This is a genomic window from Oceanimonas aquatica (assembly GCF_030732065.1).
Classification (GTDB): Bacteria; Pseudomonadota; Gammaproteobacteria; order Enterobacterales; family Aeromonadaceae; genus Oceanimonas.
In genome coordinates this window covers 163,588-178,745 of sequence record NZ_JAVBHX010000008.1, presented here as the reverse complement: position 1 = coordinate 178,745, position 15,158 = coordinate 163,588, and the positions used below count along the sequence as shown (strand labels likewise).

The following is a 15,158-nucleotide window of genomic DNA, read 5'->3' as shown; positions in this document are numbered from 1 at the left end:
ATGGAAACCCGGGCACATCACGTGCTGATTGGTCTCTTTACCCTGCTGGCGGTCGCCGCCGCGCTGGGATTTGCGCTCTGGCTGGCCAAAGTGGGGGATGAACGCGAGCTGCGTCGCTACGACATTGTGTTCAGCGAGCCGGTATCCGGCCTGTCGGTGGGCAGTGCGGTGCAGTACAGCGGCATTCGCGTGGGCGAGGTGGAAAGCCTGACCCTGAACCCGGAGGATCCCCGTCAGGTACGGGCCCGGGTGCGCATTGCCGCCGATGCCCCGGTCAAGACCGATACCCGGGCCCGGTTGGCCCTGGCCAACATTACCGGAGCCGCCAATATCGAACTCAGCCACGGCTCCCCCGCCAGCCCGCTGCTGGCGCAAAACGATGACGATATTCCGGTCATTCAGGCTCAGCCGTCGCCACTGGCCCGGCTGCGGGTGAGCAGTGAAGAGCTGATGGTGGGGCTGAATACCCTGCTCGACAATGCCAATCGCCTGCTGACGCCGCAAAATGCCGCCCGTGTGAGTGATATTCTGGCCAGTCTCGATACCCTCACCGCCGCCCTGGCACGGCAGCAGCACACCCTGAGCGATGGCGTGACCTCCCTGAGTACGGCCGCCGCCCGGCTGGATGCCCTGCTGGCGCGGCTCGATCAACAACTGGCGAAGCATGGCGACCCCCTGCTGGCGAATACCGCCGCCACCGCCGCCAGCCTGCAACGGTTAACCGAACGGCTGGATCGGCTGCTGGCCCGGCAGCAACCGGCGCTGGAAGCGGGACTGCAAGGGCTGGCCGGGCTGGAGCCGGCACTGCGGGAACTGCGCCGTACCCTGAGAGCATTGGGAGATATGGTTCAAAGTCTGGAGCAGGACACGGCCGGCACCCTGCTGGAGCGGGAACAGATGGAGGAATTTCAACCGTGAGCAAAGGCCTTGTATTACTGGCCCTGTTGTTGGGGCTGGCGGGCTGTTCGGTGCTGCCACCGGCGCAGCCGGTGAGTATTTATCGCTTGCCACCGGCGACCCTGATGTCGAACGACGATGGCGAGCAACTTGGTGGCCTGCGGCTGGCCCGGCCCCTTGCCACCGGTGTCTTAAACGGCAACCGGTTGCTGGTGCTGACCGGGCAACAATCCTACCAGGCCTATGGCGATGCCCGCTGGGCGGCCCCCTTGCCACAACTGTGGCAGGACTGGTTGCTGGACGCCCTCTGGCGGAACGAGCGCCTGGGTGGGCTGAGCCGTGAAGACGAGGGGATTCGGGCCGAGTGGGAGCTTACCGGTACCCTGCGCGCCTTTGAAGTGGATCTGAGTTCGGGTCGGCGTGAAGCCGTGATTCAGTATGAGGCCCGGCTGTTGCGCACCACCGATCGCCGCCTGCTGGCCAGCCGGCGTTTTGAGCAGCGGGAGCCCCTTGAACGCCTGAATGCGGACGCCGTGGTGACGGCGCTGGGCCGGGCCGCCGACCGGCTTGTGGTGGAGATGAGTGACTGGCTGCTGAGCCAGGCACAGCCTCAATGAGCCGGTATGGCTGGTGGTTGTGGGCGTTGCTGACGCTGAGCGCGCCGGTCATGGCGGTGGAGCGGCTGACGGTGCGCGTACTCGACAGCCTGCCCCATGATATCAACGCCTTTACTCAAGGGCTGGAATGGCATGAGGACCGGCTTTACGTGAGTACCGGCCTTTACGGTCAGTCCAGCCTGCGCCGGCTGGATCCGCGCAATGGTGAGGCTGACCGGCAAACCCTGCTGGCCGACAGCCTGTTTGGCGAAGGCCTGGCCCGGGTGGACGAGCGGCTGGTGCAGCTGACCTGGCGGGAAGGACTGGCGCTGGTATGGCGCTTGCCCGAGCTTGAACTGGAAACGGCGTTTTCCTATGAAGGAGAAGGCTGGGGTCTGTGTTTTGACGGTGACAGTCTGTGGATGAGCGATGGCTCGGCCACCCTGCAGCGGCGCAGCCCGGTGGACTTTACCCTGCAACAGCGGCTGGAAGTGCGCTTACACGGGCGCCCGCAATCCCGGCTCAATGACCTGGCCTGCGTGGGAGACTATATCTATGCCAATGTCTGGAAAGAGACGCACATTTTGCGCATTCACAAGGCCAGTGGCGAGGTGGATGGGGTGATCGATGCTTCATCGCTGCTGTCTTCGAGCGGCCGGGTTCAGCACCGGGAAGCGGTGCTGAACGGCATTGCTCATAACCCTCACACCGGTGAGTTTTACCTCACCGGCAAATGGTGGCCCCGCCTGTTCCGGGTGCGCTTTGTTCAGGCGTCGGGGGCGGTGCTCAGTATCCGTTGAATACGCTCACTCTGCAGTTGTTTGTGATCAGGGTAATAATGTCGCGCCAGAGTCAGCAGTTGCTGCGCCTCTTCGGGCCGGTTCAGGCGATGCAGGGCCAGTACCATGTTGTAGTAGATGGAGGCCCTGGGTGTGTGGTGCACAAATTCACGGCCCCAGTCCAGATAGGCCTGAAGCGCCTTCTCATCCTGTTGTGCCGCCCCCACTTTCAGTTGCAGCGACATGGCATTGAATTCCAGCCGGCCCAGCCAGGCCAGAGGATTGCTGGCCGACTGCAGCAGCGCCGGCTCCTTGCTGCCACCCCGTTCATACTGGGTGATCACATGTGCCGTCTGTAGCCCGGTGGCCATAAAGCCGGTGACCAGCACCGGGATCAGCAGGGCGGTAAAGCGGGCCAGCAAGCGGTGGCGATAGGGGGTTTCCCGGGAGGGCTGCAACCGCCCATCAATCCAGTACAGCAGCACCAGCAGGGTGATCCAGTGGGCCAGGGAGTGATAAAAAGGATATTCGGTCTGGCTGTGCAGGGCAATGGGCCACACCAGTGCCGTCAGCGCCAGTGCCTGCCGCCAGGGCGCCCGGCACAACAGTCGTACAAACATCAGCGCGACCCCAACAATGACCAGCACCGGCAGCAGGCCGCCTTCCACGCCCCAGAAAAGCAGCTCATTATGAGGATGATCCAGGTTGGGCTCCATGGGGGGCAGGCCGGCAATGACGTCACGCTGAGCGGCGTAAAACTCCATAAATTGCCGTTCAAAACCACCGTAGCCAATTCCGGCCCAGGGATGACGGGAGATCAGTTCAAGACTTTGCTGCCAGTAATAGGGACGCATGCCCGCATTGGTGTAGACTTCAGCGCTGCGCTGGACCCCTTCCACCGCGGCCACTGATATCTGGCTTAGTACCAGACCTGCGGTGATCAGCCCCAATACGCTCAGGCAGGCGCTGCGATTGCGTTGCCAGGCCAGCGGCAGTATCAGCGCTATGCCTACTGCTGCGCCCAGCAGCCCGACCCGGGACTGTAGCACCACCAGCAGCAGCGGTGTGGTCACCAATACGGCGCCCAGCCAGAACTTGCGCACTGTACTCAGCCAGAAGCGATGTGCCGCCGGCAGTAAACGACGGTCTTCCAGCCACAGGTACCAGGCCAGCATCAGGCCGGTGGCCATAAAGCTGGCCATCACATTGGGTTGCTGAAAAATGCCGTAGGGCCGGTTGACTTTGGTGTTGTAACCAATGGGGTTGCCCGGCTCCAGCAGATAGTACTGCACCAGCCCGAACAGGATTTCCAGGCTGACCGCCGCCAGCAGAAAATACAGCAGGCGCCAGCGGCCGTGCTCGTCAAAGCGGCACTGCAACAGGGCAAACCAGAACAGAAGGCCGCCGGCCATCCCGGCAAGCCGGGGCAGGGCCCGATCCGCCAGCTCGGCATTGGGGTAGAGCAGGGGCACTAGCATCAGCGCCAGGGCCAGCCAGCATCCCGCATGAAAACGGCTCCATACCACCGTCCGGTTCAGGGTCAGCTGCCAAAGTCCCAGGCCGATCATCAGCGACACGAAGATCCAGCCAATCATGTTGAACGGCAGGTACAGGCCGGAGCCACCGGGGTTGTGCATAAAATAATGCATGCCCCCCAGGGTCCAGGCGGCAAAACACCAGAAAAACAGATAGGTTAGCGAGATGCGGGTCATTCCCTGATTCCTTTACCGGCTAGCACTCACTGAGCATAGGTCGTAAAAAGCGGGCGGTGTGAGACGCGTCGTGCTGGGCGACCTGTTCCGGTGTGCCGGCCACCAGGATCCGGCCACCGCCGCTACCCCCTTCCGGCCCCAGATCCACGATCCAGTCGGCGGTTTTGATCACGTCCAGATTGTGCTCGATGATCACCACGGTATTGCCGTGATCCCGCAATCGGTGTAGTACCGTCAGCAGCAGCTGAATGTCGTGAAAGTGTAGGCCGGTGGTGGGCTCGTCAAGAATATACAGGGTCTGGCCGGTGTCCCGCTTCGACAATTCCCGGGCCAGCTTGACCCGCTGGGCCTCGCCCCCGGACAGGGTGGTGGCCGACTGGCCCAGACGAATGTAGGACAGGCCCACGTCCATCAGGGTCTGCAGCTTGCGGGCGATGGCCGGCACCGGAGCAAAGAAGTCGCAGGCCTCTTCCACCGTCATTTCCAGTACCTCGTGAATGCTTTTGCCCTTGTAGCGAATCTCCAGGGTTTCCCGGTTGTAGCGCTTGCCCTTGCACACGTCGCAGGGTACATAGACGTCGGGCAGGAAATGCATTTCCACCTTGATCATGCCGTCGCCCTGGCAGGCTTCACAGCGGCCGCCTTTCACGTTGAAGGAGAACCGGCCTGGCTTGTAACCCCGGGAACGGGCTTCCTGAGTGCCGGAAAACAGCTCGCGAATGGGAGTAAAAATGCCGGTGTAGGTGGCCGGGTTGGAGCGGGGGGTGCGGCCGATGGGGCTCTGATCGATATCCACCACCTTGTCCAGCCTGTCCAGACCGTGAATCTCGCGATAGGGCGCGGGCTGGCTGACCGTGGCCTTGTTCAGCTCCCGGTGGGCGAGGGGGAACAGGGTGTCGTTGATCAGGGTCGACTTGCCCGAGCCGGACACGCCGGTGACACAGGTCATCAGCCCCAGGGGCAGCTCCAGATCCACCTGTTTGAGGTTGTTGCCGCTGGCACCTTCCAGTTTCAGCCAGTGCTCACCCACCGGCGTGCGCTGTGCCGGCACGGCAATGCATTCCCGTCCCGACAGATAGGCGCCGGTGAGGGAATCCGGGTTGGCCATCACTTCTTCCGGCGTGCCTTGCGCCACGATTTCGCCGCCGTGCACGCCGGCGCCGGGGCCGATGTCGAGCACGTGATCGGCGGCGCGAATGGCGTCTTCGTCATGCTCCACCACGATCACGGTGTTGCCCAGATCCCGTAAATGAGTGAGGGTGGACAGCAGTCGCTCGTTGTCGCGCTGGTGCAGGCCGATACTGGGCTCGTCAAGCACGTACATGACCCCGACCAGGCCGGCACCAATCTGGCTGGCCAGACGAATGCGCTGGGCCTCGCCGCCGGACAGGGTTTCTGCGCTGCGGGACAGGGTCAGGTAGTTAAGCCCCACATTTACCAAAAAGCCCAGCCGCTCGGTAATTTCCTTGAGGATCTTGTCGGCGATCTGCGCCTTCTGGCCGGGCAGGCTGAGATGGGTAAAAAAGGCATGGGCTTCACCAATGGCCATGTCGGACACCCGGGGCAGGTTGTGATCCGCCACAAACACGTGGCGGGCGGCTTCCTTCAGCCGGGTGCCGCCACAGCCGGGGCAGGCCCGGTTGCTCTGGTACTTGGCCAGCTCCTCGCGCACCGAGTTGGACTCTGTCTCCCGGTAGCGGCGCTCCATGTTGTGCACTATGCCCTCAAAGGGATGCTTGCGCACCAGCACGTCGCCGCGGTCGTTCATGTAACGAAACTCGATGCTGGTCCGCCCCGAGCCGTACAGCACCGCCTTTTGCACCTGTGCTGACAGGCTTTCAAAGGGGGCTTCCAGATCAAAGTCGTAGTGATCTGCCAGGGACTTCAGCATCTGATAGTAGTAATAGCTGCGCTTGTCCCAGCCGCGAATGGCGCCGCCGGCCAGGCTCAGCTCCGGGTTGGACACCACCTTGTCGGGGTCGACAATCTGCTGGGCGCCCAGGCCGTCGCATTGTTCGCAGGCCCCCGCCGGGTTGTTGAAGGAGAAAATGCGCGGTTCCAGCTCGGCAATGGAGTGGCCGCACTCGGGGCAGGCAAAGTTGGCGGAAAACACCAGTGGCTCTTCGTTGGCATCGTCCATGCTCACCACGGAGGCGATGCCGCCGGACAGCTCCAGCGCGGCTTCAAAGGACTCGGCCAGCCGCAGTTGCAGATCGTCCCGGACCTTGAAGCGGTCCACCACCACTTCGATGGTATGCTTTTTCTGCAGCTCCAGCGCCGGCGGATCCGACAGGTCACAGACCTCGCCGTCGATGCGGGCGCGAATAAAGCCCTGGGCCGACAGGTTGTCGAGCAGCTTGCTGTGCTCGCCCTTGCGATTGCGCACCACAGGGGCCAGCAGCATCAGTCGTTTGCCTTCGGGCTGCTCCAGCACCTTGTCCACCATCTGGCTGATGGTCTGGGCCGCCAGCGGCAAATCATGAGTAGGGCAGCGGGGCTCGCCCACCCGGGCAAACAGCAGCCGCAGGTAATCGTGAATTTCGGTAATGGTGCCCACGGTAGAGCGGGGGTTGTGAGAAGTGGACTTCTGCTCGATGGAGATGGCCGGAGACAGCCCCTCAATATGGTCGACGTCGGGCTTTTCCATCAGTGACAGAAACTGGCGGGCGTAGGCGGACAGCGACTCCACGTAGCGGCGTTGTCCCTCGGCGTAGAGGGTGTCAAAGGCCAGGGACGACTTGCCCGAGCCGGACAGGCCGGTGATCACGATAAGTTTGTCCCGGGGCAGTTCCAGGCTGATGTTCTTCAGGTTGTGGGTGCGCGCTCCGCGAACGTCGATTTTATCCATCTGCAGCTTGACCAAGTTTTAAACCAGACCGGCTAGTATGGCACTGGATGAATAGCCAGCCAAGAGCGTAACAGAGGGATTAATCTCCACCGCCGCTCCGTGCTAAACTGCCGCTCTTTTGTGAACAATGACAGCGGAACCATCACTCATGAGCGAACAGCAAGGCTTCAGCCCGCAGGAACGGCGGGCGTCCTTTACCCTGGCCAGCATCTTTGGCATGCGCATGCTGGGCCTGTTCATGATCATGCCGGTGTTCGCCCTCTATGGTGACAGCCTCATCGGTTATTCGCCCCTGTGGGTGGGCATTGCCATCGGTGCCTACGGCCTGACCCAGGCGATATTGCAGATCCCCGCCGGCTGGCTGTCGGATCGCATCGGCCGCAAGCCGGTGATCTACGCTGGCCTGGCGCTGTTCGCCGCCGGCTCGGTGGTGGCGGCCATGTCCGACTCCGTTTATGGCGTGGTGGTCGGCCGGGTGCTGCAGGGCAGCGGTGCCATCGCCGGTGCCATTCTGGCACTGGCCGCCGACATTACCCGGGAAGAAAACCGCACCAAGGCCATGGCCATCATTGGCGTGTGCATCGGTATTTCCTTTGCCGTCGCCATGGTGGCAGGACCGCTGCTGGCGGCGCTGTTTGGCCTTTCCGGAGTATTCTGGACCACGGCACTGCTGGCGCTGGTAGGCATCGTCATGGTGCGTTTTATGTTGCCGGCCTCGGTCAGCAAGGGCCAGATCCGGGATGTGACCGCCGCCCCCGAGCTGTTTGGCCGCCTGCTGAAAGACAAACAGCTGTTGCGTCTCGATTTCGGCATCATGCTGCTGCACATGACCCTGACGGCGGTGTTCGTGGCCTTTCCGCTGTCGCTGAAAGACGCAGGCCTGGTGCCCGAACATCACTGGTGGCTGTACCTGCCGGCGCTGATGCTGTCGTTTGTGCTGATCATTCCCTTTCTGATCCTCGGTGCCCGGCGCAACATGAACAAGCTGCTGTTCCAGGCCTCCATTCTGGTGATGATGGTGGCCCTAGTGCTGATGGCCCTGGGCCAGGGCCAGTTGTGGCTGCTGGCGGTGGCCATGGTGTTGTATTTCACCGCCTTCAACTTTATGGAAGCCTCGCTGCCGGCATTTTTGTCGATGCTGGCGCCGGCGGGCGGCAAGGGCACCGCCATGGGCATCTACTCCACCAGTCAGTTTTTCGGGGCCTTTCTCGGCGGCGTGCTGGGTGGAGCCTTGTTCCAGCAACTGGACGGCGCCGGCGTGTTTTTACTGGTGGCACTGACCATGGTGTTCTGGTTCTGGCTGTCGGCGGGCATGACCAATGTCAGCCGGGTGCGGTCTCATATTCTGCCCATCGGTGGTAATATAGAGAGCGAGTCTGCCCGCAGTCAGCTGCTGCAGCGGCTGATGGCATTGCCGGGCGTGCATGAGGCGCTGATTATTCCCGATGAAAGCGCCGCCTACCTCAAGGTAGATGGCAACATTTTTGAACTGGATCAGGCCAAACGCCTGATCAACCTGTGAGTACGGAGCAAGTTATGGCCAATAGAGGCATCAACAAAGTCATCCTGATCGGTCACCTGGGTCAGGATCCCGAAGTGCGCTATATGCCTAACGGCAACGCCGTCGCCAACATCACCCTGGCCACCAGCGAAACCTGGCGCGACAAGCAGAGCGGTGAGCAGCGTGAGCGCACCGAATGGCACCGGGTGGTGTTCTTCGGCAAGCTGGCCGAAATCGCCGGTGAATACCTGCGCAAGGGCTCGCAGGTGTACGTGGAAGGCCGTTTGCAGACCCGCAAGTGGCAGGATCAGGGCGGCCAGGATCGCTACACCACCGAGGTGGTGGTAGACATGGGCGGCACCATGCAGATGCTGGGCGGTCGTCCTCAGGGTGGCGGTCAGGGCCAGGGTGGCTGGAACCAGGGCCAGCAGGGTGGTGGTCAGCAGCAGGGCAACTGGGGCCAGCAACAGGGTGGCGGCCAGTACGGTCAGCAGGGCGGTCAGTCCCAGCAGTATGGCGGCAACAAGCCCCAGCAGCAGCCCCAGAGCCAGCCGCAGCAAAAGCCCCAGAGCCAGCCGGTATACAACGAGCCGCCCATGGACTTTGATGACGACATTCCGTTTTGATCGGCGCTTGATACGCGTTGTTTCTGCAAGGCCCCGCTCAGGCGGGGCCTTTTGCCGTTTGGGTGAGTGGCAAAAACTGAACGATACTGAACAAAGGCGGGTGAGGGTTTCGCCTGGCTCTGTTATAACGGAAGACAGGACGTGTCGGCACCGGGTCGGCGGCAAGGACAGCAAATGAAATTCACCAACCAGTTTATTACCACCATCACCCTGTGTGTGCTGGCGGCCGTGCTGATGGTGCTGGTGGGTGCCGGCATCAGTTTTTACCAGATGGGGGTGGCCTACCAGCAGCGCCAGGTGGACGCCGTGGTGCGCATGGTCGACGAGGCCTGGCAGAGCAGTGCCGAGCAGCAACCCGCGCTGGAACGCTGGCTGCCGGCCCTGCTCGACGTCAACGACATCATCGAGTTTACGGTGCAGGATGATGCAAGGGTGCATTACCGCTACAGTCTCGGCCAGCCGCTGACCGCCAGTGAGGTGTCCCGGGAATACCGGCGGCCGCTGCCGGGGGAAGAAGGGCTGTCGGTCAGGCTGGTGTTGCGGCCGCCTTTTTACGATATCGACAGCTCGCTGGCGGCGGTGTCGGGCCTGACCGGCGCCATCATGTTGGTGTTTGCCGGCCTGCTGCTCAGCCTGCGCTGGTTTCGCCGCCAGCTGCGCGGTGCCGAACTGCTCGATCAGCGTGGCCGGCTGATCCTGGCGGGCCGGCTCAGCATGTTGCAGCACAGCCCCAATGAGGAGTGGCCCCAGGCCGCCAGCCGGGCACTGGACAAGCTGATGGGCGAGCTGCGTGAAGCCCGCAAGGAGCGCAGCCGCTTTGATACCTTTATTCGCGCCAATGTGTTTGTGGATCGCAAAATCGGCATCGGCAACCGGGTGTTTTTCGACAACCGGCTGGAAGCGGCTCTTAATGACTCTGCCAGCCATTCCGGTGCCCTGCTGCTGGTGGAACTGCAGGATCTGGAGCACATCAACCACAAGCTGGGCCATGATCGGGGGGACGAGCTGCTGAGCTCGGCCTCGGTGTACCTGAGCCATCTGATCCGGCGCTACCCCGGCGCTCTGCAGGCCCGCTACACCGGCAATACCTTTGCCCTGCTGTTTCCCAACCTGGTGGAGAGCGAGGCACAGGATGCGGCCCGCCAGGTGATCAAGCTGCTGCGCCGGTTGCACTGGCCCGATGCGGTGCGGGATCCGGCGTTGTTTATCGGTGGGGTCTGTTTTCGTTTTGGCGAACAGTTGCATCAGGTGGAGGAAGAAGCCGAGCTGGCGCTGCGCAGCGCCGCCCTGCAGGGCGGCGACGGCTACTTCATGTATTACAAGGGGCTGACCGAGGAGAGCAGCGGCAAGGGCACGGTACGCTGGCGCACCCTGCTGGGGCGACTGCTGGAGCAGGATGGGGTACTACTCGACCATCAGGGGGTTTACCGGGTGCGGGGCGGTGAGCCCGAGAGCCAGGAACTGCTGGCGCGCATTCACGACGAGCAGGGCCGGGAGCTGGCGGCGGGGCATTTTCTTCCGATGGCGGAAAAGTGCGGCCTGCTGCAGGAGCTGGATCGCTGCATCATGCTGCGTTGCCTGACCCTGCTGCAGGAAAGTGATCGCCGGGCTACCCTGGCCATCAACCTGTCGGTGGACAGCCTGCTCAACCGGGGTTTTCACCGCTGGCTGGTGTTTGAGCTGATCCAGCTGCCGAAGTCCCTGCTGGGCGAACTGGTGATTGAGCTGTCGGAGGCCGGTGTCAGCCGTCACTTTCTGGATCTGGTCAAGCCGCTGCGGGCACTCAAGGCGCTGGGCTGCGGGCTGGCGGTGGATCACGCCGGCCAGGACGTGGTCAGTACCCAGTACATCAAGGATTACGAGCTCGATTACCTCAAGCTGCATCCCAGCCTGGTGCGGGACATTGAAAAAAAGCCCAATAACCAGATGGCGGTGCGCAGCCTGCTCGGCAACTGCATGGGCAATCGCACCGAGGTGATCGCCGTGGGGGTGGAAACCGAGGCGGAATGGGAGTGCCTGCAACAACTGGGGGTGCACGCCGGCCAGGGCTATTATTTTTCCTGCCCCGAGCGTTTTGCGCTGGTTTAGCTTCTGGCCCCCTGCAGACCACCGGTATGCAGAAAAATCAGCCGGCTGCCGGAAGGATAACGGCCGGCCTCGATGTCCCGGAACAACCCAAGCAGGGCCTTGCCGCTGTACACCGGTTCCAGCGGTACCGCCAGTGCCTCGCTTAATGCGGCGATGGCGCCTCGGTCTTCGGCTCTGCATTTGGCATAACCACCGCCGTGATGCTCCAGCCGCAACTGCCAGCCGCTATCGTCGGCTGCCGGTGAATACAACTCGTGTATGGTGTCGGCCAGCCAGTCCTTGCCCTTGAGCACGGCATAGCCTGTGACGTGAGTGCTGGCGGGGCGGGCCGACAGCAAGCCGGCGAGAGTACCGCCGCTGGCCACCGGCAGAATGAGCTGGTCGCAATCGGGCAGCTCTCGCCACAGCTCGGCCACCCCGGGCAGGGCCAGCGGGCAGCTGCCCCCTTCGGGAATGATATAAAAGCCGGGGTATTTCAATGCCAGCGCGGCCAGAAAGTCGGCGTCGTGGCGACGACGATAAGTTTGCCGGTCCACGAAGTCGAGTGTCATGCCCCAGGCCCGTGCATCGGTGAGGGTGGGGTTGGCGGCGTATTCGGGCTCGCCCCGTACAATTCCCACTGTGGGCACGCCAAGAGCGTGGCCGGCAGCAGCCAGGGCATGCAGGTGATTGGACCAGGCACCGCCAAAGCTGAGCAGACCGGCGGCCTCGTCCGACAGTGCCTGGCGCAACACATATTTAAGTTTTCGCCACTTGTTGCCGGAAATAGAAGCATGCAGCAAGTCATCCCGCTTGATGTGCAGGGTCAGGCGGTGGTGGTCGAGCGAGGTATGATGAACCGGTTGCAGCACGGACGCGCCGGCCCGGTCATACAGCTGTTGCCAGCGATGCAGTGAACGCACGTAAAAACAGTGAAAATGAAAGTTCTGGCGCAAGTGTAAGGAACTTATCGATTTATTGAAACTCGTATTCGTTTGTGACTGGCCCGCCCGGGGTTGCGCCTTGCGGGGGGCCGGTTGCGTTGGTAAAGTTAGCCGAATTTTCCGGTTTCTCAACCCAGGATCCCCTTCAGCATATGTTCAAGAAGCTCAGAGGCATGTTTTCCAACGATCTGTCGATCGATCTGGGAACGGCCAATACCCTTATCTACGTCAAGGATCAGGGCATAGTTCTGAACGAGCCCTCCGTCGTGGCCATTCGCCAGGAACGTGCCGGCTCGGCCCAGAGTGTTGCCGCCGTCGGCCATGCCGCCAAACAGATGCTGGGGCGTACGCCCGGCAATATCGCCGCCATTCGTCCGATGAAGGACGGCGTGATCGCCGATTTTTACGTCACCGAGAAAATGCTGCAGCATTTCATCAAGCAGGTGCACGACAACAACTTTTTCCGCCCCAGCCCCCGCGTGCTGGTGTGCGTGCCCTGCGGCTCCACCCAGGTGGAACGCCGGGCTATCAAGGAATCGGCCCTGGGCGCCGGCGCCCGCGAGGTGTACCTGATCGACGAACCCATGGCCGCCGCCATCGGTGCCGGCCTGCCGGTATCCGAAGCCACCGGCTCCATGGTGGTGGACATCGGTGGCGGTACCACCGAAGTGGCCATTATCTCGCTCAATGGCGTGGTCTATTCCCAGTCGGTACGGGTGGGTGGTGACCGCTTTGACGAGGCCATCATCAATTACGTGCGCCGCAACTACGGCTCGCTGATCGGCGAAGCCACCGCCGAGCGCATCAAGCACGAGGTGGGCTCTGCCTACCCGGGCGACGAGGTGCTGGAAATCGAGGTGCGGGGCCGCAATCTGGCCGAAGGGGTACCGCGCAGCTTTACCCTCAACTCCAACGAAATCCTGGAAGCCCTGCAGGAGCCGCTGTCGGGTATTGTCAGCGCCGTCATGGTGGCGCTGGAGCAGTCGCCCCCCGAGCTGGCGTCCGACATTTCCGAGCGGGGCATGGTGCTCACCGGTGGTGGCGCCCTGCTGCGTGATCTGGACCGTTTGCTGATGGAAGAAACCGGCATTCCCGTGGTGGTGGCCGATGATCCCATGACCTGTGTGGCCCGTGGTGGCGGCAAGGCTCTGGAGATGATCGACATGCACGGCGGCGACCTGTTCCACTACGACTGATGAACCGGGCCGGGTGACCGGCCCGCACTGCCCTGATGAAACCCATATTCGGTCGTGGACCTTCCCTGCCCATTCGCCTGACCCTGGCGGTGCTGGCCAGCCTTGCCCTGATGGTGGCGGACAGCCGCTATCAGTCCTTTACCGATATCAAGCTCTACCTCAACGCCCTGGTCAGCCCGCTGCAGTACATGGCCAACAGCCCTCGGTTGTTGCTCGACTCCGCCTCCACCCAGCTGATGTCGCGCCAGTCGCTGCTTAACCTGACCGAGCGCATGGAGCGGGAACTGTTTCTGCTGCGCGACGATCTGCTGCGATTGCGCCATCTGGAGCAGGAAAATCAGCGCCTGCGCGAGCTCCTGGGCTCGCCGGTGCAGCGGGATGCCCGGCGCATGGTGGCGGAGATCATGGCGGTAGATACCGACCCGTTTTCCCACCAGGTGGTGATCGACAAGGGCAGCCGGCAGGGGGTGTTTGAAGGTCAGCCGGTGCTCAACGAGCAGGGCGTGGTGGGGCAGGTGATCTCGGTGGGCCAGACTACCAGCCGGGTGCTGCTGATCACCGACATCAGCCACGGCATTCCGGTGCGGGTGGCGCGTAACGACATTCGCGCCATTGCCAGTGGCAGCGGCCGGCTGGACCGGCTGGTGCTCGACAACATCACCCGTAACACCGACATACAGCAAGGCGATGTGCTGCTCAGCTCCGGCCTGGCCGGGCGTTTTCCCGAGGGCTATCCGGTGGGCAGAGTCACTTATGTGGGGTATGAGGAAGGCCAGTCCTTTGCCGATATTCGTGTGACCCCCTTCGCGGCCCTCGATCGGGTGCGCTACCTGCTGTTGTTGTGGCCCGAGCCCAGGGTGAACGAACCCGAAACGGCGGCCGCTGAAGAGAAGGAGGGCTCATGAGCGCCTTTCCCCTGCGCAGTCGCCTCGGCATCATGCTCAGCCTGGCGCTGGCGCTGATGCTGTCGATTTTACCGCTGCCGGATCTGATCGCGCCGTTCCGGCCCGACTGGCTGCTGATCACCCTGATCTACTGGGCCATCGCTTTGCCGCACCGGGCCAACGTGGGCACCGCCTTTGTGGCCGGGCTGCTGCTGGATCTGCTGCTGGGCTCGGTGCTCGGCGTGCGCTCCCTGGCACTGGTGATCCCGGTATACCTGGCCGCCTCCCAGTTTCAGCGCATGCGCAACTACTCTGTGTGGCAGCAGGCCTTTGTGGTGGGTGGCCTGGTGATGCTCAACAAGCTGCTGATCTTCTGGACCGCCTACCTCAACCGCGATATTCAGGCGGACTATCACTATTTCTGGTCCATCGTCAGCAGCATGGTGTTCTGGCCCTGGATCTTTTTGCTGTTGCGCAAGTGCCGGCGCCAGTTTGCCCTGACCTGAGGACACACCATGGCCGTTTCCCTCTATCTCGCTTCCGCCTCGCCCCGCCGCCGTGAACTGCTGGCCCAGCTGGGGGTGAGCTTTGAACTGGTGCGCCCGGAGGTGGAGGAACGGCAACAGCCGAATGAAGCCGCCGCCGACTACGTAAAGCGGCTGGCTCAAGACAAGGCGCTGGCCGGGGCGGCACTGGCGCCGCAACCGCTGCCGGTGCTGGGCGGCGACACCATAGTGGTGGTGGACGGCGAGGTACTGGAAAAGCCTCGCGACGAAGCTCACGGCAAGGCCATGCTGCGCCGGCTGTCGGGACGCACCCATGAGGTGATGACCGCCATGGCGCTGGCCACCGGCAGCGGCTGTGAGGCGGTACTGGTGACCACGGAAGTGACCTTTCGGGCCTTGAGCGACGCCGATATCGAGCGTTACTGGCAAACTGGCGAGCCCGCCGACAAGGCCGGCGGCTACGGTATTCAGGGCCTGGGCGGACGCTTTGTGTCATGCATTCACGGCAGCTACAGCGCCGTGGTCGGCCTGCCGCTGGTGGAAACCGAGGCCCTGCTGCAGCGCGGTGGCGTGGTCACCGCCTGATTCCGGCACCGGAAAGC

The 15,158-nt window shown here is 62.7% G+C and carries 13 protein-coding genes; 10 read left to right on the top strand and 3 right to left on the bottom strand.

Features of this window, described 5'->3' with window-relative positions:
• From Q9290_RS12905 to Q9290_RS12895, 3 genes are read left to right on the top strand one after another with little or no spacing between them, the layout of a single operon-like run.
• Positions 1-918, top strand: coding sequence for an MlaD family protein (locus tag Q9290_RS12905; RefSeq protein WP_306080055.1), 918 nt, complete (start codon positions 1-3; stop codon positions 916-918).
• The gene (locus Q9290_RS12900) at positions 915-1,514 is read left to right on the top strand and encodes an ABC-type transport auxiliary lipoprotein family protein (RefSeq protein WP_306080054.1); all 600 of its coding nucleotides are present in this window, start codon (positions 915-917) and stop codon (positions 1,512-1,514) included. Before Q9290_RS12905 ends, Q9290_RS12900 begins: the two co-directional genes overlap by 4 nt.
• Entirely contained in the window at positions 1,511-2,293 is a 783-nt protein-coding gene (locus tag Q9290_RS12895) for a glutaminyl-peptide cyclotransferase (RefSeq protein WP_306080053.1), read from the top strand. The genes Q9290_RS12900 and Q9290_RS12895 overlap by 4 nt, the downstream gene beginning before the upstream one ends.
• Here Q9290_RS12895 and Q9290_RS12890 read toward each other — a convergent pair.
• Together Q9290_RS12890 and uvrA are read right to left on the bottom strand one after the other, a co-directional pair.
• Positions 2,260-3,984, bottom strand: a complete 1,725-nt coding sequence (locus tag Q9290_RS12890) for a PglL family O-oligosaccharyltransferase (RefSeq protein ID WP_306080052.1) — start codon at positions 3,982-3,984, stop codon at positions 2,260-2,262. The two genes, Q9290_RS12895 and Q9290_RS12890, sit on opposite strands and share 34 nt — an antisense overlap.
• A gap of 19 nt (positions 3,985-4,003) precedes the next feature.
• A complete protein-coding gene (gene uvrA, locus Q9290_RS12885) occupies positions 4,004-6,832 on the bottom strand; it encodes an excinuclease ABC subunit UvrA (RefSeq protein WP_306080051.1) in 2,829 nt (942 codons plus the stop codon).
• Positions 6,833-6,980: 148 nt separating this feature from the next.
• Between uvrA and Q9290_RS12880 the strand changes: the two genes are divergently transcribed.
• From Q9290_RS12880 to Q9290_RS12870, 3 genes are all read left to right on the top strand, one after another.
• Positions 6,981-8,354 (top strand): MFS transporter, encoded by a 1,374-nt coding sequence (locus Q9290_RS12880; protein ID WP_306080050.1) that lies wholly within the window; start codon positions 6,981-6,983, stop codon positions 8,352-8,354.
• Positions 8,355-8,368: 14 nt separating this feature from the next.
• Positions 8,369-8,959, top strand: a complete 591-nt coding sequence (locus Q9290_RS12875) for a single-stranded DNA-binding protein (RefSeq protein WP_306080049.1) — start codon at positions 8,369-8,371, stop codon at positions 8,957-8,959.
• Positions 8,960-9,133: 174 nt separating this feature from the next.
• Positions 9,134-11,047, top strand: a complete 1,914-nt coding sequence (locus Q9290_RS12870; protein ID WP_306080048.1) for an EAL domain-containing protein — start codon at positions 9,134-9,136, stop codon at positions 11,045-11,047.
• Here Q9290_RS12870 and Q9290_RS12865 read toward each other — a convergent pair.
• Positions 11,044-11,949, bottom strand: coding sequence for a 1-aminocyclopropane-1-carboxylate deaminase/D-cysteine desulfhydrase (locus tag Q9290_RS12865; protein WP_306080047.1), 906 nt, complete (start codon positions 11,947-11,949; stop codon positions 11,044-11,046). The genes Q9290_RS12870 and Q9290_RS12865 overlap by 4 nt on opposite strands.
• A gap of 173 nt (positions 11,950-12,122) precedes the next feature.
• Here Q9290_RS12865 and Q9290_RS12860 point away from each other — a divergent pair, with 173 nt between their 5' ends.
• Genes Q9290_RS12860 through Q9290_RS12845 form a run of 4 tightly spaced genes read left to right on the top strand, consistent with a single transcriptional unit; the run spans position 12,123 to position 15,141 of the window.
• Positions 12,123-13,166: a rod shape-determining protein gene (locus Q9290_RS12860; protein ID WP_014291309.1), complete on the top strand. Its 1,044-nt coding sequence runs from the start codon at positions 12,123-12,125 to the stop codon at positions 13,164-13,166.
• Between the two features lie 35 nt (positions 13,167-13,201).
• Positions 13,202-14,071: a rod shape-determining protein MreC gene (gene mreC / locus Q9290_RS12855; protein ID WP_306080046.1), complete on the top strand. Its 870-nt coding sequence runs from the start codon at positions 13,202-13,204 to the stop codon at positions 14,069-14,071.
• On the top strand, positions 14,068-14,556 hold the full coding sequence (gene mreD, locus Q9290_RS12850) for a rod shape-determining protein MreD (protein WP_306080045.1): 489 nt from the start codon (positions 14,068-14,070) through the stop codon (positions 14,554-14,556). The genes mreC and mreD overlap by 4 nt, the downstream gene beginning before the upstream one ends.
• 9 nt (positions 14,557-14,565) lie before the next feature.
• The gene (locus tag Q9290_RS12845) at positions 14,566-15,141 is read left to right on the top strand and encodes a Maf family protein (RefSeq protein ID WP_306080044.1); all 576 of its coding nucleotides are present in this window, start codon (positions 14,566-14,568) and stop codon (positions 15,139-15,141) included.
• Positions 15,142-15,158 lie beyond the last annotated feature (17 nt).

Coding starts and splice junctions, on each gene's coding strand:
- Q9290_RS12905 (WP_306080055.1), top strand. CDS start 1: ATGGAAACCCGGGCACATCACGTGCTGATTGGTCTCTTTACCCTGCTG.
- Q9290_RS12895 (WP_306080053.1), top strand. CDS start 1,511: ATGAGCCGGTATGGCTGGTGGTTGTGGGCGTTGCTGACGCTGAGCGCG.
- Q9290_RS12890 (WP_306080052.1), bottom strand. CDS start 3,984: ATGACCCGCATCTCGCTAACCTATCTGTTTTTCTGGTGTTTTGCCGCC.
- uvrA (WP_306080051.1), bottom strand. CDS start 6,832: ATGGATAAAATCGACGTTCGCGGAGCGCGCACCCACAACCTGAAGAAC.
- Q9290_RS12880 (WP_306080050.1), top strand. CDS start 6,981: ATGAGCGAACAGCAAGGCTTCAGCCCGCAGGAACGGCGGGCGTCCTTT.
- Q9290_RS12875 (WP_306080049.1), top strand. CDS start 8,369: ATGGCCAATAGAGGCATCAACAAAGTCATCCTGATCGGTCACCTGGGT.
- Q9290_RS12870 (WP_306080048.1), top strand. CDS start 9,134: ATGAAATTCACCAACCAGTTTATTACCACCATCACCCTGTGTGTGCTG.
- Q9290_RS12860 (WP_014291309.1), top strand. CDS start 12,123: ATGTTCAAGAAGCTCAGAGGCATGTTTTCCAACGATCTGTCGATCGAT.
- mreC (WP_306080046.1), top strand. CDS start 13,202: ATGAAACCCATATTCGGTCGTGGACCTTCCCTGCCCATTCGCCTGACC.
- mreD (WP_306080045.1), top strand. CDS start 14,068: ATGAGCGCCTTTCCCCTGCGCAGTCGCCTCGGCATCATGCTCAGCCTG.
- Q9290_RS12845 (WP_306080044.1), top strand. CDS start 14,566: ATGGCCGTTTCCCTCTATCTCGCTTCCGCCTCGCCCCGCCGCCGTGAA.